The organism is Lentisphaerota bacterium (assembly GCA_016873675.1).
Taxonomy (GTDB): domain Bacteria; phylum Verrucomicrobiota; class Kiritimatiellia; order RFP12; family JAAYNR01; genus VGWG01.
The window spans coordinates 15,943-40,586 of record VGWG01000004.1 but is presented as its reverse complement, the minus strand read 5'-3'; the positions used below and the strand labels follow the sequence as shown (position 1 = coordinate 40,586).

Annotated in this window: 17 protein-coding genes and 2 tRNA genes; 6 read left to right on the top strand and 13 right to left on the bottom strand. The window is 65.5% G+C overall.

Annotated features, from left to right (window positions below; genetic code table 11):
* Positions 1 to 2: 2 nt before the first annotated feature.
* From FJ222_01195 to FJ222_01175, 5 genes are all read right to left on the bottom strand, one after another.
* Positions 3 to 2,108: an alpha-galactosidase gene (locus FJ222_01195; GenBank protein ID MBM4163050.1), complete on the bottom strand. Its 2,106-nt coding sequence runs from the start codon at positions 2,106 to 2,108 to the stop codon at positions 3 to 5.
* A 25-nt stretch (positions 2,109 to 2,133) separates the two neighbouring features.
* Entirely contained in the window at positions 2,134 to 4,776 is a 2,643-nt protein-coding gene (locus FJ222_01190) for a hypothetical protein (protein ID MBM4163049.1), read from the bottom strand.
* 91 nt (positions 4,777 to 4,867) lie between these two features.
* Positions 4,868 to 5,434, bottom strand: coding sequence for a chromate transporter (locus tag FJ222_01185; protein MBM4163048.1), 567 nt, complete (start codon positions 5,432 to 5,434; stop codon positions 4,868 to 4,870).
* A complete protein-coding gene (locus FJ222_01180; GenBank protein MBM4163047.1) occupies positions 5,431 to 6,003 on the bottom strand; it encodes a chromate transporter in 573 nt (190 codons plus the stop codon). The genes FJ222_01185 and FJ222_01180 overlap by 4 nt, the downstream gene beginning before the upstream one ends.
* 58 nt (positions 6,004 to 6,061) lie before the next feature.
* Entirely contained in the window at positions 6,062 to 8,773 is a 2,712-nt protein-coding gene (locus tag FJ222_01175; GenBank protein MBM4163046.1) for a DUF2569 family protein, read from the bottom strand.
* On the opposite strand from FJ222_01175, the gene FJ222_01170 reads away from it, so the two are divergent.
* Positions 8,772 to 9,047 carry an acyl carrier protein gene (locus FJ222_01170; GenBank protein MBM4163045.1) on the top strand — a complete coding sequence of 92 codons (276 nt, stop codon included), beginning with the start codon at positions 8,772 to 8,774 and terminating at the stop codon, positions 9,045 to 9,047. The genes FJ222_01175 and FJ222_01170 overlap by 2 nt on opposite strands.
* 47 nt (positions 9,048 to 9,094) lie before the next feature.
* Entirely contained in the window at positions 9,095 to 10,570 is a 1,476-nt protein-coding gene (locus FJ222_01165) for a hypothetical protein (protein MBM4163044.1), read from the top strand.
* A 6-nt stretch (positions 10,571 to 10,576) separates the two neighbouring features.
* On the opposite strand, the gene FJ222_01160 is transcribed toward FJ222_01165, so the two are convergent.
* The gene (locus FJ222_01160; protein MBM4163043.1) at positions 10,577 to 11,005 is read right to left on the bottom strand and encodes a hypothetical protein; all 429 of its coding nucleotides are present in this window, start codon (positions 11,003 to 11,005) and stop codon (positions 10,577 to 10,579) included.
* Positions 11,006 to 11,096: 91 nt separating this feature from the next.
* The gene (locus tag FJ222_01155) at positions 11,097 to 11,876 is read right to left on the bottom strand and encodes an RNA methyltransferase (protein ID MBM4163042.1); all 780 of its coding nucleotides are present in this window, start codon (positions 11,874 to 11,876) and stop codon (positions 11,097 to 11,099) included.
* Positions 11,877 to 12,299: 423 nt separating this feature from the next.
* Between FJ222_01155 and FJ222_01150 the strand changes: the two genes are divergently transcribed.
* From FJ222_01150 to lpdA, 3 genes are all read left to right on the top strand, one after another.
* Positions 12,300 to 12,375 (top strand) — tRNA-Gly (locus tag FJ222_01150).
* Between the two features lie 19 nt (positions 12,376 to 12,394).
* Positions 12,395 to 12,470 (top strand) — tRNA-Lys (locus FJ222_01145).
* An 88-nt stretch (positions 12,471 to 12,558) separates the two neighbouring features.
* Positions 12,559 to 13,950 (top strand): dihydrolipoyl dehydrogenase, encoded by a 1,392-nt coding sequence (gene lpdA, locus FJ222_01140; protein ID MBM4163041.1) that lies wholly within the window; start codon positions 12,559 to 12,561, stop codon positions 13,948 to 13,950.
* A 65-nt stretch (positions 13,951 to 14,015) separates the two neighbouring features.
* Here the strand turns inward: lpdA and FJ222_01135 are convergent, their stop codons facing one another.
* Both FJ222_01135 and FJ222_01130 read right to left on the bottom strand, forming a co-directional pair.
* Positions 14,016 to 16,208, bottom strand: a complete 2,193-nt coding sequence (locus FJ222_01135) for a leucine-rich repeat domain-containing protein (GenBank protein MBM4163040.1) — start codon at positions 16,206 to 16,208, stop codon at positions 14,016 to 14,018.
* On the bottom strand, positions 16,169 to 17,536 hold the full coding sequence (locus FJ222_01130; GenBank protein MBM4163039.1) for a hypothetical protein: 1,368 nt from the start codon (positions 17,534 to 17,536) through the stop codon (positions 16,169 to 16,171). The genes FJ222_01135 and FJ222_01130 overlap by 40 nt, the downstream gene beginning before the upstream one ends.
* A gap of 171 nt (positions 17,537 to 17,707) precedes the next feature.
* On the opposite strand from FJ222_01130, the gene FJ222_01125 reads away from it, so the two are divergent.
* Entirely contained in the window at positions 17,708 to 17,953 is a 246-nt protein-coding gene (locus FJ222_01125; protein ID MBM4163038.1) for a hypothetical protein, read from the top strand.
* 19 nt (positions 17,954 to 17,972) lie between these two features.
* On the opposite strand, the gene FJ222_01120 is transcribed toward FJ222_01125, so the two are convergent.
* The 4 genes from FJ222_01120 to FJ222_01105 all read right to left on the bottom strand — a co-directional run bounded on the left by FJ222_01120 (position 17,973) and on the right by FJ222_01105 (position 24,644).
* Positions 17,973 to 20,786, bottom strand: coding sequence for a DUF1638 domain-containing protein (locus FJ222_01120; protein ID MBM4163037.1), 2,814 nt, complete (start codon positions 20,784 to 20,786; stop codon positions 17,973 to 17,975).
* The gene (locus tag FJ222_01115; GenBank protein ID MBM4163036.1) at positions 20,783 to 21,925 is read right to left on the bottom strand and encodes a glycosyltransferase family 4 protein; all 1,143 of its coding nucleotides are present in this window, start codon (positions 21,923 to 21,925) and stop codon (positions 20,783 to 20,785) included. Before FJ222_01115 ends, FJ222_01120 begins: the two co-directional genes overlap by 4 nt.
* Positions 21,913 to 22,815, bottom strand: a complete 903-nt coding sequence (lipA, locus tag FJ222_01110) for a lipoyl synthase (GenBank protein MBM4163035.1) — start codon at positions 22,813 to 22,815, stop codon at positions 21,913 to 21,915. The genes FJ222_01115 and lipA overlap by 13 nt, the downstream gene beginning before the upstream one ends.
* Before the next feature lie 74 nt (positions 22,816 to 22,889).
* Positions 22,890 to 24,644 carry a ferredoxin gene (locus tag FJ222_01105; GenBank protein MBM4163034.1) on the bottom strand — a complete coding sequence of 585 codons (1,755 nt, stop codon included), beginning with the start codon at positions 24,642 to 24,644 and terminating at the stop codon, positions 22,890 to 22,892.

Sequence of the window (24,644 nt, the reverse complement as noted above, 5' to 3'; positions counted from 1 at the left end):
GGCTACCCGGCGCGCGGAACACCGCTCCCGCTCCGCCCGGCGCGCCTGCCCTTCGCCGCGAGACGCTCCGGCCGGATCACAAAAACCGAGGCGCGCCGATGCACGATCCTGAACGGCGGCGCGGAGAGGCCATCACGCAGGAGGCTCGCGCCATCGATGGACACGGTCTTCTTCTCGCCGCCAAATCCGATCTCGACCGCATAATGCCTCGTGGCGTCGAGCCCAACCGGGCATAGCGACGGGGGCGCACCGGCATTTCCAAGCCGGTAGACAAACACCAGACTGGCCTCCTCTCCGGGACTCTGGAGTTGGAACCCAACCCAGCCATCGCGCTGTTGGATCGACGCTGGCGGCGTCAGCAGGTGGCCGGCGGACCGGGCAATGAAAGACCGCCACGGCTTGTAGAACGCAACCGCTTCGGCAACCCGCTTCAACTGCCCCGGCGCGAGTCCCGCCAGGTCGCCGCCGAGCCCCATCATGCTCGCCATCCCATCCACCAGGGCAAGATCCAGCTCCGCTTTTTCCATATCCCACCAACCCGCACCGCAGGGCACCAGGGTGACAGGCGGCGCGTTCTGCACATTGGTGCCCCACCCCGGCACGATGTGCGAGGCCGATCGGAGCACACACCAGATCGTAATCCGGCCGGGCGGCAGCCTCAGCCACCCGCCCTGCAGAATCCTCAGCATATCGGTCGGGTTGGAGGTGTCGCTCAGGAAGTGGCCGTCAAAATGACACAGGGTTTCCAAGTCGCCGCGCATGGCGCCGCTGGAACACCCCTCGAAGAAGGTGTCGGGATAGGCCGCACGCACCTCGTCGAGCAGGCCGTGCCAGGCGGCCGTGTAGTCGGCCAGTTCCGAGCCCGAGGCGTCGGGATCGAGCTTGAAATTGAAGTCCACCTTCATCCAGGCCAGACGATACGTTTCCACCAACCGCCCGATCTCGCCGCGCAACCAGGCGCGGGCCGCCGGCAACGTCAAATCCAGACGCGCCGAAGCACCGACCGGAATAAACCACTCCGGATGCTCGCTGCGAAGCGGCGCCCGTGGCCCATACTTCTCAGGTTCCATCCAAAGTCCAAAACCGAGCCCCGCGGCACGCACCTCGTCGGCGAACGTGCCCATCCGACCGCGAAAGGCGGCTTTGCGCTTCTCGCGCCAGTCACCCGTCTGCTCGCTCCATCCGCCCTCGCCCGCGCCATACCAACCGGCATCGACCACAAACACCTCGCACTCCGCCTTCTTCGCGGCGGCGAGCTGCCGACGCAGGCGCGGCACCTCCAGAACCTCGTGCTGATCGAACCACGAGTTATAGACCACCGGCGCTTCCGGTTTCGCATCGCGCAGCCGGCCCGCCACCAGATACCGGTGCAGCGCCGGCGCGGCCAGATGCGGCTCGCCCTCAGGCAGAGGCTGGAAGAGGATCTCCGGCAACGCAAAGGACTCGCCGGGGGTCAGCGACCGGTTCAGGTTCTCGTCGGAGAGCCCCAGTTCAACCACCGTGTAGGGCACGTTGGGGACCACCCGGATGGTCCAATTTCCGCGGGGCAGGACATGGCAGGCCATCCCCTGCGCCCCCTCCATGTTGCGAAGGCCCAGATAGGGGGTGAATCCCTCCGTGGTGCGCCCGGACATATGGCTCAGGCGCAGGCCGGCATGCAGCGGTTGCCACGCGCCCTGGTTCTCGCGGCACCAACTACTGGCCTGGGTGTAGCACGCGTAGCGGACCGATGACAGCGCAAACCGCGCCAGGCAGCGCGACAGCACCACCGGCCTGTCCCCGGTGTTGCACAGGGTATCCCGCCGGCTGACCACCCCGGTTGCAGGATCGCCCTGCCAGGCCGTCGTCAGGCGGAGCCCCGTCTGGCCTACCCTCCAGTCGCAGCGCACGGCGGCGGGCGACTCCTTAACCGTGTCGAGCACGAGTTGCCCGGCCTCAAAAGGCTTCCCGTCCACCTTCAGCAGCGCCACGCCTTGCGCGAACCCCTGGTCGCTCTCATCACCCTGCCGACCCAGCAGCATCCCGCAGAGACGCACCAGCCAGAACCGGTTGTCACAACGGGCGTAAACGGTACCGGCCATCAACTCCGTCATGCATGTCGTACTCATCAGATGTCCTTCCTTAATGACTCATCTATTTTCCACTGTCCACACCTGACGGCCCGGTGAAAATGCCCTGACTCGAGTTGAAGTAGCTTCCGGTGGTGGATTCCTGCAACACAACGGCTCGAACCTGGTAGTAGTGTTTCGTCGTCCCGTCTGGATCGGCTGCGGTCACCCCTTTGATCAGCTCTTTCGTGATGCGTTCGTAGGGACCGAACTCGGTGTGTGCCCGGTAGACGTGATAGCCATTCACCTGCTGCGGCGAAGCCTGCCAGTCCAACCGCACGCCCCGCCCGGCCGATTGCACACGCAGCCCCGCTGGCGGCGGCACGGGATGCAGGCGCAGCGTGGGATCGCCAAGTAGGGCCACGTGAATACCCCGCGCGAAAGCGCCTGTCGGCTGGTAATCACGGCCGTCATTATTCTGCGTCCGTCGCAGCGCATCGCCAATGGTTTCACCCAGGCCCATGGCATGCAGGTACCAGTGCGGTCGGCCGGCCCACCCGCACGTCAACGCCCCACGCTCGTGGGCAAGGACCGCCCGCATGAGATTATCGGTCGTGTTCCAATCCCCAAAGTAGCTGCCGAACATCAGGGAAAAGACCGCCTCAACCGGTGTTTTGACCAGGGCAGCTGTATCGCCAAACCCTTTCATCGATTTATGCGCGCCCGGGCCGCAACCCGAAAAGAACAGACTCATGCCGGGTTGGACATTGGGCCAAGTGACCGTTCGCACGTTCTCCGGCGGAAGCAGGGTTGTGAAGTTCTGCCACCCGCTGTAAGCGAAGCGCTCCAAGTGCCCGAAAAAGCCGTCATGAATCAGGCCGCGGTCTGCAACGGGGATTTGCGCGTGCCGATACGCATGATCGCGATCCAGATACCGGCGAAGCAGGTTGGTCTCGCCGATACGGAACGCGGGCATGTTGGCAAAATCCACGCGCCCCACGGCCAGTTGAACCGGTCCGGGAATTTGATTCTGATCGACCGTGCCATCGCCGGGCACGTTGCGCTGTCGGCCCTTGCCCGTGTTCGTCACGGTCTCGTCGGTCCACGTCCCCTCCAGCGCGCCGTAGTAGACATCCGCTGGCCACGCTCCGGCGTGGTCCCCATGACCGTCGGGAGAGACGTTTCCTGAGTAGGGCACGGGGACGTGACCCATGAGCAGCACCGTGTTCACGTCTGCTGACGCGCGGTCGTATTCGGAGCGGATCAACTGGCGGATCTCTGACGGCGATTGCGTGGCGGACACGTCATGCCGAATGACGTGCCATCCGTCGCCGACCAGGTCGAGCGTCAGCCGGCGGATCTCCGGTGCCAGCGCGTCGGCCTGCGCGCGTTCGACCAGCAGCAGCAGGGAGCCGCGCGTGTCGCGCAGGGGCAGCGCGCTGCCGACCCAGAAGTAATCCGAACGGGCCCCGACGACGGCCTCGGTGACGGCATACTCGTAACGCGTCTCCTGTCTCACGGCGGTGTCGCGGAATTCGCCAGCGGAGACCCTCTCCGCCACAACCTGCCACGCTTCACCGGGCTGCCGACGCGCGATGCGATACCCCGGCGGCGGCGCGTCCGGCAGGGACAGGACGACCGTCAAACCCGATGCGGACGGTTCCAGGCGCACACGCGTCTCAATCGCCATCTCCGCACGCGGCAAGCCCAACGGGATGAGATCCGCTAGCTCACCGTCCACATCCAGCCACACCAGCGGCCCGTCCGTGCCGGGACCGATCAGGGTCGTGCTGGCATACCCGTTGGTGGCCGCGCCCAACACGCCGGTCGCCAGAATCCCGTCATGCGACCGCAAGCGGACCGCGCGTCCCGCTGCCGCCGCCGGTGCAAAGACGTCCCCTTCCGTTTGATCCTCGCGGAGGTTGGCTCGGACGCGGGCACGCGCCGTGACCGGCGGCGCTGCCGTGTCGGCCAGCCGGATCCGGTGCAGCTTACGACTGTCAAACGCTGCACCGATCATGGGGAACCAGAGCAGATGGTCTGCCGGACGGCCCTTGCGATCATGGCTGTTAACCATCACTTGGAAGGCCACCTCGTCGCCGATCCTGGGCGTGATGCCCAGCGTCTGCCACGGCAGGAGCACTTCCATCCGGTATCCGGATTCGGTCCGCATGCGCGCCACGTCCGGCGAGACCGCCGGCGGTATCCGCGTGAGGGATGTGGCAGACATCTGAAGGTGCACGCGGGGATCGGGAAAGAGGGGGTCCATGCCGGGAGCGACCACCCACTGACAGCGCGTGGTCGAGCCCGGGTGCAGCGCGAGATAAAACTCCACGGAGTCACGCTTGAAGAGTTCCGTGATCGCCTCAGCCTCGTTCCAGTCACTCCCCGAAACGTCTAGCAACACCAGCAGCCCGGCGTCGTTCCAGCCCAGCCGCATGCTAGCCGCGCACACCTGTTGCGCGGGCATCGGCCCCGCTACCGGAATCAGCGCGTCCACGCGGAAACCGTCTTCTCGCCAGTCCGTCGCGTCACCATTCAGGAGAATGGCATTCATACGCGGAACGGCAAACACCGGCCACGCAGGCTCGCTTGTGCGGTCCGATGCCCCTTCCGCCGTGCGACAGCCCATCGTGAATTCTCCCGTTAGAACAGCCAGACACGAGACAAGCGCCAGCCAGAGGCGGCATCCGACTGTCGCCGGTTTCCATCGCGTGCTTACGCTCATTCACTCCCTTATACCACGCCTGTTCAGGGTCCCCACGCAGTCAAGACATGCGCAGAATGATGTCGTTTCCAGTCGGCTCTGTCAAGCGCAGTCAGAGGCTATACAGCACGAATCCGGCGAGCGCGCCGCCAGCCATGCCGAGAAGCGGATTGATCCGGTAGTGCCACGTCGCACCCCCCACACCGGCAAACACCACCAGTGCGCGCCACTCCACCGTGCGTGTGTCAAAGCCCCCCGCTCCGATCCTCACGGGCAGGACGCAGGCGGCGACAAGCCCCAGCGCGGCGGCCAGCACAAGGCCGGCAACCACCGGACGCAGCAGCGCCAGCACGCGGACGCTGGCGGGAGCGTTACGGGTCCGCCGCCACACCGCCCCCAGCAGGCACACCATCAGCAGTGCCGGCAACACGAGGGCCAGCGTCGCCACAAGTGCCCCGGCAACACCACCGACGCGGAATCCGACAAACGTCGCGGTGTTGATCGCCATCGGACCGGGGGTGATCTCCGACACGGCCAGAATGTCGAGGAATTCTGTTTCCGACATCCACCCGTGCGCCAGCATCTCACTCCGGATCAACGGCAGCATGGCCAGACCGCCCCCGATGGTGAAGAACCCGATCTTGAAAAACACCGCCATCAGTTGGAAAAGGACACTCATCGCGCCGTCCCTTTCCTCGCCTGCGCCACGGTCCAAGCATGCCACAGCAGCCCGGCGGCGATCGTGCCGAGGATCATTCCGAGCGGGCTCGACGCCCGCGTCAGCAGCAGGAGACTCGCCCCCGCAGCCACGCCCCGTTCCCAGCGTTCACCGCGTCCGATCATCCTCAGCGCCGTGGCCAGCAGCAGACCCGCCACCGCCGGCCGGAGCCCGGCAAATAGCCGCGCCAGGAGCGGCCATTCAGACACCCACGCAAACGCCGACGCCACGGCTAGAATCACCAGGACCGGCGCACTGATTATCCCCAGCGCCGCCACCGCCGCGCCCGTCGCGCCGCGATAGCGATGCCCCACCAGCAGGGCCGTGTTGACGGCGATGATTCCGGGAATGACCTGCGCCAACGCGTAGAGCTCGCTCATCTCCGCGAGCGTACACCACCGCCTGCGCTCGACGACCTCGCGTTCCAGCAGCGGCAGCATGGCGTAGCCGCCGCCAAACAACACCGCTCCGACCCACGCAAAGCTGCGGTAAATGCGGGATAGCGGAACCGGCTGTTCAGGTATCGTCATGATCGGCTCGTCGGGTCCCGGCGGTGTGTCCCCGTCTCCAGGACCGTCCAGCAGTGGGTCAGTTACGGAACGTGTTGCGCACGCGCCGGGAGTTCAGGAAGTAGGGAATCCAGACGCAGGCGGCGATGATGGCGCGCATCACCTCTTTTCCCGTATCGGCCTCTTGAGACTGCACGATCACATCTGGAATCTGCAGGCTCAAGGCGCTGTCCACCACGATCAGGACGAGTTGAGCCGCGTAGAGCGCAATCATGAAACGGGGAAGACTGGCGCGGCGACGGATGAACAGAATGGCCACGAGCGTGAGCAGAGCGAAGAGGAAGCTGTTTCCCAGAAGTTCAAACAGGAGCGTCGGCCGCCACAGCGGGTGGTAGGTCGGTTCTCCCGGCGTTGTCAAAGCCCGCCATAGGGTCGCATCAAAACACACGCTGAGTTGCGCCAGGCCCGCCAGAATCGTGAACGCGCCGACAACCAGCCCGATGCAGGGCAGAATCAACCACCCGCCAATGCCCTGCGGAGCCCTGGCCGACGTCTCCCACTGGGTGATGGGCGGGGGGACTGGCGCGGGGCGGTACCGATAGCCCCAAATCCCCGCCAGCGTCAGCAGGGCGCACCAGAGCGCCTCCAAACCCACCATCGGCCAGTTGAGGACAAACCCGCCATCCGTCGGCGAATCCGACGGGCCGTCCGTCAGGGCGTACTCCAGCGAACGGCTGATCTTCCGGCGCAGGGCCAGATGCTCGGCGAGCGCCGTCACCGGCACGGCGTCGGCCAGCGTACGCAGGTGATAGGTCAGCGTGATCACGCGATTGGTGTGCGCGGAGGTGAACTCAAAATGCAGATACGGATCACGGATCACGTTATGCTCGGGTTCGCTACTGAAGTCTTTCGGCAGGAGGATTTCAATGGTGTGGCGGATATCCACCGGATACGGAAGCCCCAGTGGCATGGTGCGCAAGACCGTGGCCGGTTGCTCCACGTAGGGCTGCAGATCCTGCGCATTAAAGGTGGCCACCTGACGATTGGTCTGCGTCTGGTCGGGCACCCAGATTGCGCTGACGGTGTAGCGCTCGGAGATGCTCAGGACATTGGATGCGGCGGCATCCTCCACACACACCGCGCCATCGCTTCGCACGCCGGAATACCGCTGCGCGTAGTAGTTGAGGTAGTGGCGTTCCAGATCGGACCGCGAGTTGTTTGAGAAACCCGCGCGGCTGTTCTCGGCATCGCGCCCGCGGAAGATCGAGCGCACGGTGAGGCTGGCGGGGGCATCCGCGTTGCGCAGATCAAAGCATTCGTGAATCTCGGTCCGTGTTTTCCCCGCGTTTCCGGGCTCCACCGGCGTCAGTCCGGTCGTGTCGGGGGCGATGACCAGAGCGACTCCGTACGGCGGGAGATAGCGATCCTGCAGGCGCCCCCGCTGGCTCACGCGGGTCGGGTCCATCCAGACGGTGGCGCCGTCAATTCGAGCGACGACAATCACATGATTAAAGGCGAAGGGCGAGGGCAGCTCATCCGCCGTATGCCCGCATGCAAACACGTTGACCAGCGCCGGCTGCGCGTCCACGCCCAGGGCGCGGAGGATCGTGCACAGCAGAATCGCTTTGTCCTTGCAGTCTCCGAAACGGCGCTGCAGGACGAGTTCGGGAGGATTCGGCCGATGCGAACCGGCGCCGAGCTCGAGCCCGAAATACCGGATTTCCTCCTGCACAAAATCCAGCGCCGCCACCGCGCGATCGGCTACGGCGGGCCGTTGAAGCCAGTCGCTGATTTGAGGGCCGATGGCGTGTTCCAGGCTGCCCGTCGTGGCGTAGTAGGCGGCGGCCCACCGGGCCACGTCGGCCCAGGATGCGTATTCGCTGAACACGACCTCCGGCATCGGCTTGTGCCAGACGGGAAGACCGCTCTCCACTTGGATCGGCGCCGTGTTGGTCTGATCCCACTGCCATTCGCGAAGCCCCTCAGACAGGCGCTCAACCGGTTCCGGCACCGACGCGCCTGAGAGGCGCCGGAACAGCGTCCGCCCCTCCGGCACGAGCACCCGCAACCGGTGGCGGAGCACCGACATGCTCCAGCCGAGCAGGTAGGAGCCGCCGTAGCGCCCCTCAAAGATCGGGTTGTCACCCGTCAGGGTGTAAGCGTATTCCAGCACGTCGCCCACGCGCACATCCTCCAGAAGCGCCAGCAGGGTCAGCCGGCCGTCCAAGAGCTTCCATTCGAGATTCGACTCGCGCTGCAGGGCCCGAAACGCTTTGCGGTCCAGACAGTCGATGACGTCGGCACCCCGCCACAATCGCAACCGGTGAAACTGCACCGCCTGGTAGGATGGATCGCATTCGACCTGGATGGACGACCACTCCCTGACGCCTGCTTCGGTCAGAAACCGGAAGGCGTAGTGATAATAGCTCGCATTCGTTGGACCCAGACAGACCTGGTTATCGACAATGAGATGCTGGACACCATCGCTGATCGCCTCGCGGGCGTCCGGAACGGCCTGGAAATCCGCAGGCACAGAATCCACCCACGCAGGCTCTGCGGTAATGGCGAATGCGGCCGGCAAGACGGCTGACTGGGGACTGGCGTGGCTGGAGGTCGGCGTGAGAGGCGCAAACATTACCGCCGACAGCACGACGATCCGACCCACACAAGAATAGATCAACATGTCGCAGCTTAACCGAATGCGGATTTCAGGGTCAAGCGGATTTCGGATTGGAAAGACCGACGCTTTCAGGTAAGATGAAGGCCGATTCGATAAAATCAGACTTGCCATGCACGGGGAGCGACAACGTATGATGGACAGCACGGATGTTGAAGCCAAACTCAAAGCGATGATCGTTGAACGGCTGTTTCTGCAGGTCCAGCCCGAAGCGATCCATTCCGATGCCTCGCTAACCGATGCCTATGGCGTGGATTCGGTCAGTCTCCTCGAACTCGTCGTCGGCCTCGAAGAAGCGTTTGGCATCCAGATCGAGGACGGTGACTTCAACCTCGCGAATTTTTCGTCTGTCGCTGCGCTGCGTGATTTTGTCAACGCGCGGCTGTGATCCCCGTCTCCCGTCATCTGCCAGAGCCCAACCGGAAGGAGCGCCACATGCCGCCACCCCTGACCCCCGCCACGGGCTTCATCATCTTTGCAGGCCCCGACGCCTGGAGCCATCTGCGCAGCCTCGGATGGTACGCATCCGTGCGCCCCGAGGGCGTCGCCTGTCTCTTCGCCACAGACGACATCGCCGGGTCAAAAGAGGCGGCCGACACCCTCCGCCGCGTCGCGTCCAAGCGGTGGCCCCGCCTGAAGGTGATCGTCCCCGGTGAGTCATCCGCCAACACGGCCGACGCCTTCGCCCGTCGGTTCGCCGATTGGAAGACGTTTCATCCCGAGCTGAAGGCGTGGGTCATCGACGCCACCGCCGCGACACTCCCCGTGCGTGTGGCTATGGCCTTCGCCGTGCTCGCCGAACCCGCCGTGACGCTCATCTCCCGCGAGCGCGATGGCTCGTGGGCCCAGCTTGTCCGAGATCCCGCCTCGGGCCAAGCCGTCGCCATGGGCATCGAGCCTCCCCCCGCAAATGTCCTCGATGGCGGCCTGCTCACCGACCTGCTGGAGCCGTTCTGCAACGGCGTCGCCGAAATTCGCTGGCGCGAGAGCCGGGCACCCCTCGCCCTCACCGTCGATGAGGTGGCGCGCATGGTCGCTGCGGGCGTCCCGACCAACTGGAACTGGCGCGAAATGGTTGCCGCCGGCACCGGCGCGCCGTGCCGTGACTATGATTATGACCTGCGCGACTTCCTCGCCACCACCCTCCACGCCATGGGCGTCCCCCACGTCCGCCTCAACGTCCAGATCGCCTGGACGTCGCTCCGTGAAGAGCCCCTCCGCCTCGATGTGGCCGTCTGCCGCAACGGCCACCTCTATGTGTTCGACTGCCAGACCGCCGAGGAGAACACCCTCACGCCACAGGCAACCGACAGCGCGCGTGCGATTTTCTCAAAAATGAACGTCACCGGCATCGTCCTCCGGCCGAATCGCTGGACCACCAGCGCCGAACGGACGCTTTCGTCGCTCACACCCTCGGCCTGCCTGCTGGATGCGGACGCCTGCAGCCACCTCTTCTCCCGTCTCGGCGCCCTGCTCGATATCCCCGTGCCGCGGGTGCTGCGCGAGGCCGAGCGGACCGCCCTGCGCTTTGGCGGCCGCAGGCTCCCGGTCCTGTCCGCCGCCAGTGACGCCCAGCGGGTCGGCGCGGCCATCAAGGTTGATGAGCGCATCTACGACATTTGGCGGGGGGCGCATGTGGATGACGCCTCAACCGATTGGCCGTGGCGCGCGGCGCGCGTGACGGCCGACCGCTGGTTCCTGCAGGGCCGCATCATGCAGGGGGGGAGCGCCGATGAACTGCGCCGCAGGCTGGCCACGCGCCTCTCGGGGGAACGCGTTCCAGCCGAGATTCGCTTCTTTGAAGTCTCGTCCAACCACCGCTACTGGCACGCACTGCTTGCCGTCCCCGGCGACCCTCAGATATTCCCCCGATGGCTTCGCAAATGGGAGAAGGTGCCACTGGTCATTTGACGCCCGTCAGACCCCGTCACCGTCGTGGAGCATCCGATAGTATTTGATGAAGCAGCCGATGATGTCCGCCTCGGTGAGCGCATCGATATCAATCGGGGTTGTGTCGCGAAACGACGCCTCATATTTGGCGTACCGGTTGCCTTTGGCGACTCGAACCTCAGCATACGGGACGATGCCGCTGGAAAGATAGCGTTTCATCACGCGGAAGGTAATCTCCTCCAAGCCATCTTTTCGGACCGTCAGTACGACGCTGGCCGGGGCCTCACGGATCGAGGCGTCCCGTTCGTAGCTTGTCAGCTCGGTGGCCAACTGGCGCAGGGCGGGCGTGACCACGCGGGCCAGAAACGCCTCGAACTGCGCGTTTTCCTGTTCCGCGCGTGTCGACCTTCCCTTGCCGTTGATGATGCCTCCGAGTTCTGCACGCCAATCAGCCATCGCCCACCTCCGTTTTCTTTCTGACAACCGGTCATCAGCATAGTGGACACCGTCCGTCCAATGCAACAGAGAAATGCGCGGTGTCAGCCATTCAATTTTGGAAAGCCAATCGAGCGTCCCACGCGCAAATCGCGAGCGCGGTGACGACATTGAGCGAGTTTTTCACGCCATATGAGGGGATGCGTGCGGCCGTGTCGCAGGCGTCGACCGTCTCAGGGTCGAGGCCGAACCGCTCGTTGCCGATTACAATGGCGCTGGGGAAGCGCCAGGGCAGGGCGCCCACTTCGGGCGCGCCGGCGACGGTCTCCAGAGCGACGGTCCACACGCCGGCCTCACGCAACTCGGCCAGCGCGGGGCCAATCCGCTCAAAGCTCCGCCACGGCACGGCCCCGACCGTTCCCAGGGCTGCGGCCGCCACCTGAGGATGGCCCGGGTCGGCGCTGTAGCCACAGAGCCAGACCGCTGCGGCGCCGAGGCACTCCGCCGTGCGGAAGATGCCGCCGAGGTTGAATGCCGAGCGGATGTTGTCGGCCACGACGGTCAGCGGCATGCGGTCGGCCTGCGCTGCGCCAGCGGGCAGGTCGCGGGCGAGGATCTCCAGATCGGTCACACGTGTTCGCCCGCCTGCGCGTTCGGCGGGCACGAGGACGGCCCAGAATTGCTTGCGCGTCATCGCCGGGTCGAGCAGTCCGGCCAGCCGAGCAAGCCGGGGGAGATGGTCCTGACGCTCCATCCACCGTTTGCAGTCGAGGATCTCGCGCAGCCGCGCCACGGGGTCGTCCCAGCCGGTGTCTATCCGCCGCAACTGATCGGCCGCCAAGCGCCAGGCGCGGGTCTCGGCGAGGGCTGATGAAATGGCGTGTGTAGTCATAACGGTTCAGAAATATGAGGCTCTTGCAAAACGCCCCGCGATGCGGCGCCTGACGGCTTGCGTCGCGGGGCGTTTTGTAAGTTGAAGAGCCGCGTCGCCCAGCGTGGACTCGCCTGACGCTCCAATCCGACGCCCCATCGTTTTCTGCGCGGCAGCAGTCCGCGCCCAAAACAAATGAGGGCAGTGTCGCACATTCCAAGGCGTTTGTCTACCCGCCCATTATTCTACTGTTGTAACCCTTTGCACAGATGGCCCTGTCGCGTCCGTTTGTTTCACGTCGGACGCGCCGCGCAAGCAAAACATCCTGCAAAACCCTCCGGACGCAAGCCGTCAGGCGCAGCGTCCGGAGGGTTTTGCAAGAGCCTCAAAATTTAGCTGTTGCACCCTCCTGCGGCATATGGTAATCTTTTCACCGTTTTCAATGCGAGCGTAACTCAGTTGGTAGAGTGCCACCTTGCCAAGGTGGTTGTCGAGGGTTCGACTCCCTTCGCTCGCTCCATTCATCGTTGACTCATTGTGGGGGTGTAGCTCAGTTGGTAGAGCAACTGACTCTTAATCAGTGGGTCCAGGGTTCGAGTCCCTGCACCCCTACCAGAGCGACGCGTTCCCGCTGAAGCCGCAAGGTTTGGCGGGTTTTTTATTTTTCCGGCCTGGAGTCACGCCAACGTAAGGAACAGGACAGATGAATAATTTTGATGTGATTGTCATTGGCGCAGGTCCCGGCGGATACCCTGCGGCGATCCGGGCCGCGCAGCTCGGCAAACGGGTCGCCATCATCGAGAAGGAGCGCTTCGGCGGCACCTGCCTGAACTGGGGCTGCATCCCCACCAAGGCGCTGATCGCCTCGTCTGAGCGGTTCCTCCACGCCCGGGAGGGCGTGGCGCTGGGCGTGACCGTCCAGGGCGTCGCGTTCGACTATGCCCGGATGATCGCCCGCAAGAATGAGATCGTCGGGCGTCTGACCGCTGGCGTCGAAGGACTGCTCAAGGCGGCTGGGGTCTCGGTCATCCGCGGGACGGCACGCTTCGAGGACTCCCGCCGCGTGTCGGTGGTCGCCGCCGATGGTTCTGTCACCTGGCTCTCGGCCCCCGCGATCATTGTGGCGGCGGGAACGGTCTCGGCCATGCCCGTTTTTCTCCCGCAGCACCCGAGGGTCGTAGAGAGCCGCGCGTTTCTCGACCGGACCGAACTGCCCCGTTCCCTGCTCGTTCTGGGCGGCGGCGTAATCGGTTGTGAATTCGCCTGCATGGCCGCCGCGCTGGGGGTGCCGGTCACGATCATCGAGATGCTCCCGGACATTCTGATGGTGCTCGACGCCGATGTCCGCCGCGTGCTGCGCCGCCGCATGGAGAAGCTGGGCATCACGATCCTCGCAGGCGCTCCGCTCGCCGACATCTCGGCCACCGACTCCGGCGTCAGCGGCACGTACCAAGGAAAAACCGTCTCGGGGGATCTGCTCCTGGTGGCCGTCGGACGCAAGCCCGATCTCGCCGGTTTGGAACTGGCGCGCGCGGGCGTGCCGATCGACGCGCGCGGCCAGATCCCGGTTGACGCCAACTGCCGCACCGCCGTCGCCTCGGTCTTCGCCGTCGGCGATATCACGGCGGGCAGCATTCAGCTCGCCCACGCCGCCACCGCACAGGGGATTGTCGCTGCGGAAAACGCCGCTGGCGTGCGCTCCGCAGTGGAGACGGTCTGCCCCTCCTGCATCTTCACGCTGCCGGAAGTCGGTCTGGCCGGGATCTCCGAGACGCAGGCGCAAAGCCAGGGGCGCGCGATTCGAACGGGCGTCTTCCCTTTCGCCGCGCTCGGCAAGGCGATGGCCGTGGGCGAGACCGATGGCTTCGTCAAATGGATCGCCGACCCCGTCACGGGCCAGTTGCTGGGCGCCCAAGCCGTCGGCGCCCATGCCACCGAGCTGATCGCCGAGGCGGCAACCGCCATCCGCAACCAGCTCACCGTCGAGGAACTCGGCCGCACCATCCATTGCCACCCGACCTTTTCTGAGGCCTGGATGGAGGCCGCGCACGCCGTGCACGGCGCCTGCATACACCTGCCCAAGCGGCCGTCATGACGTGGATGACAAGGGGATGCAAAGCCCGCCGCAGCGTGTGAGCGAACGCGCAACGGCGAGCCTCATTACTTCTCTGATGCCTGATAATGGAAACGACGATCCCTCCACTCGCCTGACGTGTCGGCTTTCCACCCTCGGGTCCCGGGCAAAGCGTAACTGGTCAATTCGTCGGGCGTTAAGGCATAAATATCGGCGCCCACAGTGGGCGCATCGCCCGCGTAATGGACGGTGGACAACCGGCTGCACTTCTCAAAGGCCTTGCTCCCCAGACTCGTCAAAGAAGCCGGAAGTGCCACTGTGCCAAGGCTCTCGCATCCGCTGAACGCCCCTCTCCCGATTCGGGACACGGCACCGAGATCCACGGTTCTCAAGCTGACGCAGCCCGCGAATGCCGAAGCGCCGACTGCGGTGACAGAAGACGGCAGGGTGATCGACGACACGTTCGCGCATTTTTCGAAGGCCGCTTCGCCGATGGTCTTGAGAGCCGGGGGCAGGGTCACGCTCACGAGGCCTGTGCACTCGCGAAAGACTCTTTTCTCAAGGGTCTCCAACCTCGGAGGAAGCGTCAGAAAGAAAAGTCCCGCGCAACGCGAAAACGCCGCTTCTTGAATGACCGTCAACGAGGATGGAAAAATGAGAGACGAGAGTGCGTGACACTCATAGAACGCATGGTCGCCGATCGCCGTCAAACCATCGCCGAATTCCGCTCGCTCCAAACCCAGGCACCCGCTGAAAGCATCGTGCCGAATCTCGGTGACCGCATCGGGAATCTCGAGTGCCGAGAGACTCCGGCAACCGTAGAAAGCGCCGCTTTCGATCCCTGTGACCCGCTCGGGTATCGTGCTGTGTCGTAGCGAGGAGCACCACCGAAAAGCCCCCTCGCCGATCAGCGTCAAGGTGTCGGGTAGAGCCACATCGCTGAGGGCCACACAGCCTGCGAAGATCTCGTCGCCGATGACCGTGACCGGCCCTTCGAGATTGACTGCCTTTAATCCCGAACACCACTTGAAGGCGCGGTCACCGATGCTCACGACCGACTCCGGAACCGTGACGCCGGTCAGAGCGGCGCAGCCGAGAAAAGCATCGTTGCCGATGCTTCTGACCGCTTTACCCATTGTCAGCGTTTTGAGCCTGAAACAGCGGCCGAACGCCCAGTCAGGCAGGACCTTGACCAGCGGCGGTATCGTGACGGCCTCCAGGCTGGAACACAGGAAGAATACGCCGACCCCGATCTCCGCCACCGACTCTGGCAGCGGCACCGTCTTCAGTTTCTGACAACTGTGGAACGTGTACGCGCCGATGGTCGTCACTGTTTTGGGAAGTTCAAGCATCGTCAACTCCTCGCATTCAGCGAACGCGTACGCGTCAAGCGCGACGACGGGGAGGCCCCCCAGAGTCTGCGGAACAGTGAATTTGCCCTCCGGCTTCGGGTCGACGGCGCAACCGTCGCCGGCACCAAGCACGGCCGCATCGCCGATGACCCGATAGGTGAACACGTAGCCGTTGGTCTCGGCGAGCTCCCCGATGGCGCCGCTGGCCGAGAACAGCAGAACAAGAACGGACAGCCTGCCGCACCCGAGCCGCCGCCATCCCCACGCGAACGCGAGGCCAAGCGTCAGCACGACCGTCACAACAACGACAGCCCGGTTCAATCCGTCGCCGTCTCGCAGCGCCGTTTCGTCGTCGGCATCGTCGCCGTCCCGCTCCTGAGCAAGGCCGTTTTGGACGGTTCCTCCGGCGTGATCCTTCTTCGTTACTGTGGCACGGCCCGCAAACGAGATGTCGTCCACATACGCATCCTCGCCAAACATCAGCGCCGCAAAATCGAACCGGCGTTCGCGGGGCAGATACTCGCCATGCTCATCATCAGTCACGAGCCGCCGCTTGCGCCGCCGCTCGTTACCCGTGGCCCGTGCCGCCGCTTGGGCCAGAAAATACGCTTTGAGGTCCTCCAGAAAACTCGACATGTTGATTTTGTCCAAGACAACCTTGGTCGCCTGCGCGGGGTCGCCGATCTTCTGTAACGTCTCCCAGTAGAGCGGGATGATCGTCTCGTAGCCTTTGCCGGGGTAGAGAGCGGGAGCCTCCCGTAGAAAGTAGATGATGCCCCAAGCCGCAGCGTAGTTCTTGGCCCGCTTAAGCGCGGCGATCGGATCTTTCGGATTGCGCTCCATCTCCTTGTCCAGGTAGAAATCTTGAACCGTAAAGACCTCCGCAATCACATGCATGTCCCCTTGTCCAAGCATAGCGAGCAACATACAATCGCCGTTGACAGGCTGTGGAACGAACCGCCCCCCGTCACCTGACACCCGCCCAGATAACAGGCAAACCCCTCGTTAAACCACGACGAGATCCCCCGCTTGCCGCACGCGATGCTGAGATACCGGTGCGTGATCTCGTGAACCGTCCCCCCGGGCGACCAGCCGCGCATGACGATCTCATCGCATCCTCCATTGTACACCCCTCCGGCCCACTTGCGCGTCCGCGGCATGCTGTCCTCGAACTCCCACCCGGTAGCGTACACGCGAATCACACAGATGTCGCCCAGTGCGGCGGGTCCGAACGGGAACAGCGTTTCGTCGAACAGGTCATAAGCTCGCTGCTGCGACTCCAACCCTTCTGCGGCGCACAAGAAAGCGGCCGGATTGTCCGTGATCAAGCAGAAGGGGCCGTGGTAAAACACCTCCCACTCGCCGCCGAGGTTGCGCACACCGCGCACGGCGTTGGCCTGCACAAAGGTATCGAACGGCTCCTCGGCCCAGAACACGCGCTCGGCGACGAGCGCTTCTGGGTCGACGGTGATCGCCTTCAAATACGTTTCCGCGAACGCTTCCTGTTCGGCTCCGAGCGACCGTTCCGAGCGGATTTCGAGCGCGAACCAGAGGTCGTCGGGGTGCGGTGTTTTTTCATGGTCCTTCAGCTTGAACACATAGAGCAGGCGCGGTTTGCCGTCCGCCTCGATGTCGTAACGCTCACATGCGTCGATAGCGTCCAAGTGCGCCAAGACCGACACCGCTTGAAAAGGGACGGCGCTGGTCGAGCCGTGCTGGTAGTAGTAATGCAACCAGTCTTGGACATGCTCCGGTCCGACGGCGGGGTAACCGACAGCGGCTAGGGCCCGCGCGTCGCGCAGATAGGTGTTCGCGTGCAGCGTCTGGCCCGGCTTTAGCGCGTAGGGAAACGGGTATGACAGCCTCAGCAGCGTAACCGCGTTCGAGCCCGGGTCGCGCCATGCGGCGACGAACTGGTCGGCGCGCCAAAGATCGAGGACGTCGCAGCGGTCGTCTTCGCACGGATGCGACCGCCGTAAGCTCAGGCCGCCATGAGGGAACCCGCGCGCGTCTTTGATTTTGGGCACGGTCAGCCCGCACGCCAGCGTCAGCGTCCGGTCGCCGTCGACGTCCAAAATGTAGGCAGGCCGGTGATCCGGGTCAACCGGCTCGTAAGCCCGACAGGTTCCTGCCAGGCCCAACGCCAGAGCGGAACAACAGTAATTGAGAAGAAACCGCTTTCCGGCTGACCTCGGTCGGCCCCGGCCCGCACGGGCCAAAAGCATGCCGGAACCGGTCTGACGTAGCGATGTCATGGACAGAAGCATTGCAGAAGCGTTGATAAACGTCAAGAGGGTCATCCTGCTCATAATCTCCTAGTCCAAGCAGTGGGCGGTCTGGTAAACTGTGACCCGTGCTAACCTTATCGTTTTCCAGTCTATAGGGGTTTCCAGGAGAAACGTTTCTCACTACACACAGGAGGTCTTATGCAGCACACCACACGATTCATTACCGCAAGCGCCTGCCTCGGAATGGCGGTGTTCTCGGGTTGCGCGACGCTGGACGGACACGAGGGTGCCGTTGTCGGCACGGCGGTCGGGGTGGCTGGCGGGGCTGCGGTTGGCTCGGCGGTTGCCGGCAAAGGCAACCGCGGCACCGGAGCCGTCGTGGGCGCGGTCATCGGCGGTGTCGCGGGTGGCGTCGTCGGCGATCAGCTTCACGACAAGAAGTAGAACGGGCCTATCGCGTGCTTTAGATCCCGCCCGCCGCCACGGCGCTGAGGGTCCGGCTGAGGAAGACCGTCATGCCGCCGGCGGCCTCGATGATCCGGTCGTCGCTGCAAAGCGTGGCTTCGGGATCTCGCGCGCCCGACTCCCGGGCCAGCCGCAGCACCCAGCGCGTCAATTCCTGTTCGGCAAAGGCCTGCGCCTCGGCCATCGCGATGAATGTCGGCGCGCCGGGAAGTCCATGGACGTGCAATCGGCCCAGCTCGTCGGGAACGATCACGACCTGACGCTCCACCCGCACCTGACTGGTGATGGCCCCCACGGCGTTGGCCACGTCGCCGTCGCGCGGAATGATCACTTCGGCCCGCAGCCGCCCGGCCGCGGCGGGGAGCAGGAACGCCGCAGGCGCGCCGATGCCGATCATCGGAACCCCCAGATCGAACGCCACCCCGAGGCCGTCGCAAACCCGGCCGAGACCGCGGTCCAGGAGCGCGCGCGCCAGGACGCCGTGGTCGTGGTCGAGGCCGCGCTGCCCGCCGGAGCAGTCGGCCAGCCGCGTCATCAACAGCTCGTGCGCGAGCCTGACTTCGACCTGATCGAGCACCCGTCGCGACACGGCTTCGGCGTCCAACTGCTCGGCCGCGCCGATCGCCTCGGCATAGCGCCGCGCATAGCCGGTGTTCCACATCGCCAGCTGACCCTGCACATGGAGCGCGTCGGTCGGCGTGAAGCCGAAGAACCGCACCCGTTGCCGATCGACCAAAAGCTCGATGCCGAGAAACCCCTGGCGCAGGCAGCGCGTCTCGTGAACCAGCCGGCTGATGGTCATGGGGCCAGCGTCCAAGAGGCGCAAAATCGCCTGCTGACGCTCGTCCAGTCCGTCGAGGTTCGCGCCGCCGGGCATGCGCGCGCAAATCACCTGTGATCCCGCCTCCTCGCCCGCGTGGGTCTGCACCCAGTCCAGACAGGCGGCTGCGGCGTCGGCGCCGGCAGCCTCGTCGAGCCGGCACACGGGCCACACGCGCTGCGGCCCGACATGCCAGCCGTGGGCATCCTGCCGCACCTCGCTGTCCCCCCCGATGCCGATGGTCCGCACGGCCAGAGCCCGCACGTGTGTACGCCAGTGACCCACCCGCGCGCCGTCGGGGTCGATCCGCACCGCGCCGTTGTGCAGCACCGCCGTGTCGCTCGTCGTCCCGCCGATGTCGATCACCAGCGCATCGCGCGCGTCGCACAGGAAGCGGGCGCCGGCGATACTGGCCGCCGGACCCGACAGCAGCGTCTCCACGGGCCGCTCGGCGGCCGTGCGCACGTTCATCAGCGATCCGTCGCTGCGCACAATCATCGCCGGCGCCGTGATCCCCCGTACGCACAGACTCTCCTGGAGCCGTTCGAGAAACGCCTCCAGGCACGGAATAATCCGGGCGTTGAGCGCGGCGGTCTCGGCGCGAACCCGGTAATCGAGCAGCGCGGACACCTCATGGCCGCACGTCACCGGCAGGCCGGTCGCTTCCTTCACCGCCCGCATGACCGCCAGTTCGTGGGCAGGGTTGATCGAGCTCGCATAGCCGGTCACCGCAAAGGCCCGAACGCCGTCGGTCGCGACCAGCTCTCGCGCCGCACGCGCCGCCGCGCCGAGGTCGGTCGGCGCCAGCTCCGTGCCGTCGATCGCCAGCCGCCCCGGGACCACCCGCACCGGCCGGTGGCTGATCCGCTCCAAGCCGTCATCGCCCGCAGGCGGCATCAGCAGCAACCCGACCCGCTGGCCGCGCCCCTCGACGATGGCGTTGGTCGCCAAGGTGGTCGAAACAGCCACCTCGCGCACCTGCCGCAACACCTCCGGCGGCAACAGGTCCAGCGCCCCGCCGATGCCGATCGCATAATCCCAGTGGGTCGTCGGCGCCTTGGCCTTGGCCACCACCCGCCGTTCGGTCCAGTCGAAAACCGCCGCGTCGGTGTACGTTCCGCCGGCGTCGATGCCCAGTCCATAGCCGGTGCGCCGCATGCGGGTTGTCCCGGCCGATGACGGAGGCGAGGCAGGTTGCGCACGCGCTCCGGCCGCGCCAGATGGCTGGCGCGCGATGAGTGATCGCGACACGGCGTCGAACGCGGTCACCATCCCCGGCGGCACGTCGCACACCCGAGGATCGGGCGTCGGCGTGAGCACCGCCGCCAGCACAGCATGCGAACCGCTCAGCGCCTCGTAATCCCAGCCGTTCTCCTGGGCCATGGCCTGCGCGATGCGCGCGTGGTGCGTGTTACCGATGCCCGTGTCGATGAACGCCGCCCGCGAATAATTGCGCTTCCAACTGTCCATGAACGTCCGGATCGCCTGGACGTTCTCTGAACCGTAGTGCTCGCCCAGACCGTCGGCGTCGTCCAGCGGACAGACCCCGCCCCCCCCGGGAACCCCGGCGCCACGCTCTGCGGGCGACGCGACCGAGCTGGCGCTCCCCATCCCTTCCTGAACCCAGCCGGCCGAGACATAGTAGGTTCCTGGACAGCGGGCGAACTGCTCCCGATAAGCGGCGTCGGAGCCCAGAAACAGCGCAATGCAGTCGTGGGTCTTGGGCACCCGCAGCGGGACGCCCCGGGCGTGCAGTCCAACCGTCCCGCGACCGCACACGCCGTAGCCGATCGCGATGACATCGGCTGTGCCGGCCGCGCTGACCGCATCGATCCGCTCCTGCAGCCTGCGGCGCAGCTCATGGGGCGTGGCATGCAGCTGGCCCGGCAAGAACTCAAAGGTCAGCCGGGCCGGAATCTTCGGCGCCAGCGCCCGCAGATCCGCGGCCAGGACGCCGCAGGCCAACACCTGTATGCGTGGACCTTCGTTCATGGTGTTCCCGTCAACAGCACATACGCATAGCACCGCTTCAGCCCATCCTGGAAAGCGGCGAATGAAAACTCGCGCTCGACCCGTACGCGCCCGGCGGCGCCCAGGGCGGCGCGGCGATCCGGGTCGCGGGTCAGCGCCAGGATGCCGGCGGCCAGCGCCTCTGGATCGGGACGCACGAGAAGGGCGCATGCGGAAGAAAGCGCGATCCGATTGGCCGCGCAGTCGGTCGCAACGACGGCCGTCCCGGAACGAAGGTAGTCGAGCACCTTCATCGGCACCTGCGTTCCCGTGCGGCGGGGGGCGAGCAGGATATCCGACGCGCCCAGCACCTGCACCAGGTCGACGGCGGGAATCCGGCCGAGAAAGGCCACCGTCTGCTCCAGTCCGGCCCTGCTGATAATGGCGCGGGCGGCGGCGATCTCCTGAGGCGTGCCGCCGACCATGACCAGTCGGGCACGCGGCTCGTCGCGCAGCACGGCCGGAAGCGCGTTGAACACGAGATCAACCCCTTGGAATTTCCGGAACGAGCCCACATAGGTCAGCACGGGGGTATCGGGCGCCGCGCCGAGGCGCGTGCGCACGTCGAGCCGACCGGCCTCGTCGGCCTGTTGCCAGGTGCCCGGGATGTCGGGAATCAGGCAGGCGCGGCTCTGGCGTCCCAGCTCTCGCATCGCGTCCACCCCCTCCGGTTCGGCCGCGATCACCGCATCGGCGCGGCGCAGCGCCCGGCTTGTGCGCCGCGCCGCGCGGCGATCCTGAGGATCCGCCTCGTACACCAGGCCGCTGCCGCACAAGCGCGCAGCGAGCCGGGCTGCGGGCCAGGCCGCGCCCACGGCATGGACGATCCGGTAGCGGTGGACGCGCGCCAGCGCCAGCGCCCACACCGCCAGCAGGAAGCGATAGATGGCGCGCGCCGACGCGCCGTCCGGTCGCATCGGCCCGATACACGGAATGTGCGGCGTCTGAACCACCCGCACGCCGGGCAGTTCGGGAGGCTCCCCGCCTGGGGGCGCCAACACGTCAACCCCATAGCCCAATCCCGCGAGCGCCGCAGCGGTGTGGCGCGCCCGGAGGGCCGCGCCGCACCACGGATGAAAGGGATAGGCCGTAATCAGCAATACGCGATTCATGGGTTCCATCCCTCGCGCATCTGCGTCATGCGCCGCACAGTCGCCGACTGCTCCTCCTCGTGGTAAGAGCTGCGCACCAGCGGCGCGCAGGCGGCGAAGGCAAAGCCCACGCGCCGGGCCTCGATCTGAAGGTCCGCAAACTCCTTCGGTGTGACGAACCGGGTCACCGGGAGATGACGCGGGCTCGGCTGCAGATATTGTCCGGCGTAAAAGATCGCGCACCCTGCCGCCCGCGCGTCACGGAGCGTCTGCGCGCACTCGTCTGCCGTTTCGCCCATGCCCAGCATGAGGCTGGTCTTGATGATCAGCCCGGCTGCGGCGGCGCGGGACAACACGGCGAGCGACTGCTGGTAATCGGCCTGCGGACGCACTGCGGGATAGAGCCTCGGCACCGTCTCCAGATTGTGGCCGAACACATCGGGCCGGGCCGCGATGACCGCGTCGAGGGCGGCCGCATCGCCCCGGAAATCCGGCGTCAGGACCTCGATCAGCACGCCGGGCGCGGCCGCGCGGATCCGCCGCACCGTCTCGGCCCAGCACGCCGCGCCTCCATCGGGCAGATCGTCGCGCGTGACCGAGGTGATCACCACCTCGCGCAACCCGCTCTCACGCACCGCCTCGGCCACGCGCGCCGGCTCGGAGGAATCGGGCGCGCCCACCGGGCGCTTGTCGACGTTGCAGAAGCGGCACGCGCGCGTGCAGCGATCCCCCAGGATCAGGACGGTTGCGCGTCCGGCCGTCCAGCAGACCCCCTGATTCGGGCAGGCCGCCGCCTCGCATACCGTATGCAGGCCATGCCGCCGCAGCCGGTCGCGCGTCGCCGCAGACGCCCCGCCCTGGCCGGCCCTCACCCGGATCCACGGCGGTTTGCCCCCGCCACATCCCCCACCCTCCGTCATTGGCTTCTCCCCATTCATTGGGGACCATTGTAGCGTGTGGTTCGCCGCTGCGGAAGCCTGCACTTCTGGCCCGCCTATTTCGCGTAGACCTTGCGTCGTTTGTAGGGGTTGTGGAGGAACTGGTGTGCCTTTTTGCTCAGGGGCTTGCCCAGAAAGGCGCGGTAGATCTCTTGCACGTGTGGATTGTGATGCGAGCAGCGCGTGGTTGAGCGCTCGTCATCGGCGTAGAGCCCCTTGGTGCGGGCAAGGCGCACCTCATCGGTTGCGCCGAGCGGCTGGCCGCCGCCCGAGATACAGCCGCCGCGGCAGGCCATGACCTCGATGAAGTCATAGCGTGGCTTGCGGCCGGCCTTGCGATCCTCACGGATCGCCTCGAGCACCTGCTCGACATTCCCCATCTGGTGGGCAACGGCGATCCGAACGGGGGTCCCCTGAATATCGACGACCGCCTCCTTGACGCCCTGCATGCCGCGGACGGCCTCGAATTTAACGTCCGCCAATTCCTTTTGGGTGACGAGGTGGTAAGCGGTTCGGAGCGCCGCCTCCATCACGCCGCCGGTGACGCCGAAAATCGTGCCGGCGCCACTATAATCGCCGAGGATGTTATCGGCATCGGTCTTCGGGAGATTCACGAAGTCCATTCCGGAAGCCTTGAGCATGTAGCCGAGTTCGCGGGTGGTCAGCACGACATCGGTGTCTTGCTGGCCTGTGGAGCGCATCGTCTCCGAGCGGGTGATTTCGAATTTTTTGGCCGTGCAGGGCATGATCGAGACCATAAAGATCTTGGCGGGGTCGATTCCCATCTTCTCCGCGTAATAGCTCTTGGCCAAGGCGGACAGCATCTGCTGCGGCGACTTGCACGACGAGAAGTTCTCCAGGAAGTCGGGAGCGAATTTCTCCATGTAGTCGGTCCACGAGGGACAACACGAGGTGATCAACGGGAGGGCGCCCTTGCCATGGGCGAAGCGCTGCACGAATTCGGCGGACTCCTCCATGATGGTCACATCGGCTGCGAAGTTGGTGTCGAACACCGCCTTGAACCCGAGGCGGCGGAGGGCCGTGTAGGTTTGGCCGGTCATCAGGGAGCCCGGGGGGAGGTCGAAGGCTTCGCCGATGGCGACGCGGACCGCCGGGGCGATTTGCACCACGCAGTGGAGGTCGGGGTTTTTGAGGGCATTCCAGACTTTGGCCGTCTCGTCTTTTTCATAGATGGCACCGACGGGGCAGTGGGCCGAGCATTGCCCGCACTTGATGCAGGGGGACTCGGCGAGGGTGCAGTCGGCGGCGGGTGCGATGCGGGTCTTTTCGCCGCGCCCGAGGAATTCGAGCGCCCAGACGCCCTGCATCTCCTGGCAGACAAGGGCGCAGCGGCCGCATTTGATGCACTTCTCGGGGTTCAGGACGAGCGACGGCGTCGAGGTGTCTTGGGGCAGGCGTTCGACGCGGGACCCATACGGATTCTCGCGAATGCCGAAATCCGCGGCGATTTTCTGCAGCTCGCAGCGCCCGTTGCGCGGGCATTGCAGGCAATCATTCGGATGGGTGCTGAGGATCAATTCCAGCACGGTGCGGCGGATCGCGACGATGTCGGGATCGTGCGTGGTGATCTTCATTCCCGGGGCGACCTCGGTGCAGCAGGCACGGAGGAGCTTGGGCGAATTGGCGTTGCGCACCACGCAAATGCCGCAGGCGGCCCAGGCCTTCAGGTCCGGATGATAGCAGAGCGTGGGGATGCGGATGTTGGCGCTCCGGGCGGCTTTCAGAATAGACGTGCCGGCCGGGACGGCAACGGGGATGCCGTTGATTTCGAGGGTAACCGAGTTGTTCAT

What these genes read in the sequence shown, in the direction of transcription:
- FJ222_01170 (MBM4163045.1), top strand. Translation starts at nt 8,772, where the DNA reads ATGCACGGGGAGCGACAACGTATGATGGACAGCACGGATGTTGAAGCC.
- FJ222_01120 (MBM4163037.1), bottom strand. Translation starts at nt 20,786, where the DNA reads ATGAACGAAGGTCCACGCATACAGGTGTTGGCCTGCGGCGTCCTGGCC.
- FJ222_01195 (MBM4163050.1), bottom strand. Translation starts at nt 2,108, where the DNA reads ATGAGTACGACATGCATGACGGAGTTGATGGCCGGTACCGTTTACGCC.
- FJ222_01105 (MBM4163034.1), bottom strand. Translation starts at nt 24,644, where the DNA reads ATGAACAACTCGGTTACCCTCGAAATCAACGGCATCCCCGTTGCCGTC.
- FJ222_01175 (MBM4163046.1), bottom strand. Translation starts at nt 8,773, where the DNA reads ATGGCAAGTCTGATTTTATCGAATCGGCCTTCATCTTACCTGAAAGCG.
- FJ222_01155 (MBM4163042.1), bottom strand. Translation starts at nt 11,876, where the DNA reads ATGACTACACACGCCATTTCATCAGCCCTCGCCGAGACCCGCGCCTGG.
- FJ222_01130 (MBM4163039.1), bottom strand. Translation starts at nt 17,536, where the DNA reads ATGACATCGCTACGTCAGACCGGTTCCGGCATGCTTTTGGCCCGTGCG.
- lipA (MBM4163035.1), bottom strand. Translation starts at nt 22,815, where the DNA reads ATGACGGAGGGTGGGGGATGTGGCGGGGGCAAACCGCCGTGGATCCGG.
- FJ222_01160 (MBM4163043.1), bottom strand. Translation starts at nt 11,005, where the DNA reads ATGGCTGATTGGCGTGCAGAACTCGGAGGCATCATCAACGGCAAGGGA.
- lpdA (MBM4163041.1), top strand. Translation starts at nt 12,559, where the DNA reads ATGAATAATTTTGATGTGATTGTCATTGGCGCAGGTCCCGGCGGATAC.
- FJ222_01125 (MBM4163038.1), top strand. Translation starts at nt 17,708, where the DNA reads ATGCAGCACACCACACGATTCATTACCGCAAGCGCCTGCCTCGGAATG.
- FJ222_01180 (MBM4163047.1), bottom strand. Translation starts at nt 6,003, where the DNA reads ATGACGATACCTGAACAGCCGGTTCCGCTATCCCGCATTTACCGCAGC.
- FJ222_01190 (MBM4163049.1), bottom strand. Translation starts at nt 4,776, where the DNA reads ATGAGCGTAAGCACGCGATGGAAACCGGCGACAGTCGGATGCCGCCTC.
- FJ222_01135 (MBM4163040.1), bottom strand. Translation starts at nt 16,208, where the DNA reads ATGTTGCTCGCTATGCTTGGACAAGGGGACATGCATGTGATTGCGGAG.
- FJ222_01185 (MBM4163048.1), bottom strand. Translation starts at nt 5,434, where the DNA reads ATGAGTGTCCTTTTCCAACTGATGGCGGTGTTTTTCAAGATCGGGTTC.
- FJ222_01115 (MBM4163036.1), bottom strand. Translation starts at nt 21,925, where the DNA reads ATGGAACCCATGAATCGCGTATTGCTGATTACGGCCTATCCCTTTCAT.
- FJ222_01165 (MBM4163044.1), top strand. Translation starts at nt 9,095, where the DNA reads ATGCCGCCACCCCTGACCCCCGCCACGGGCTTCATCATCTTTGCAGGC.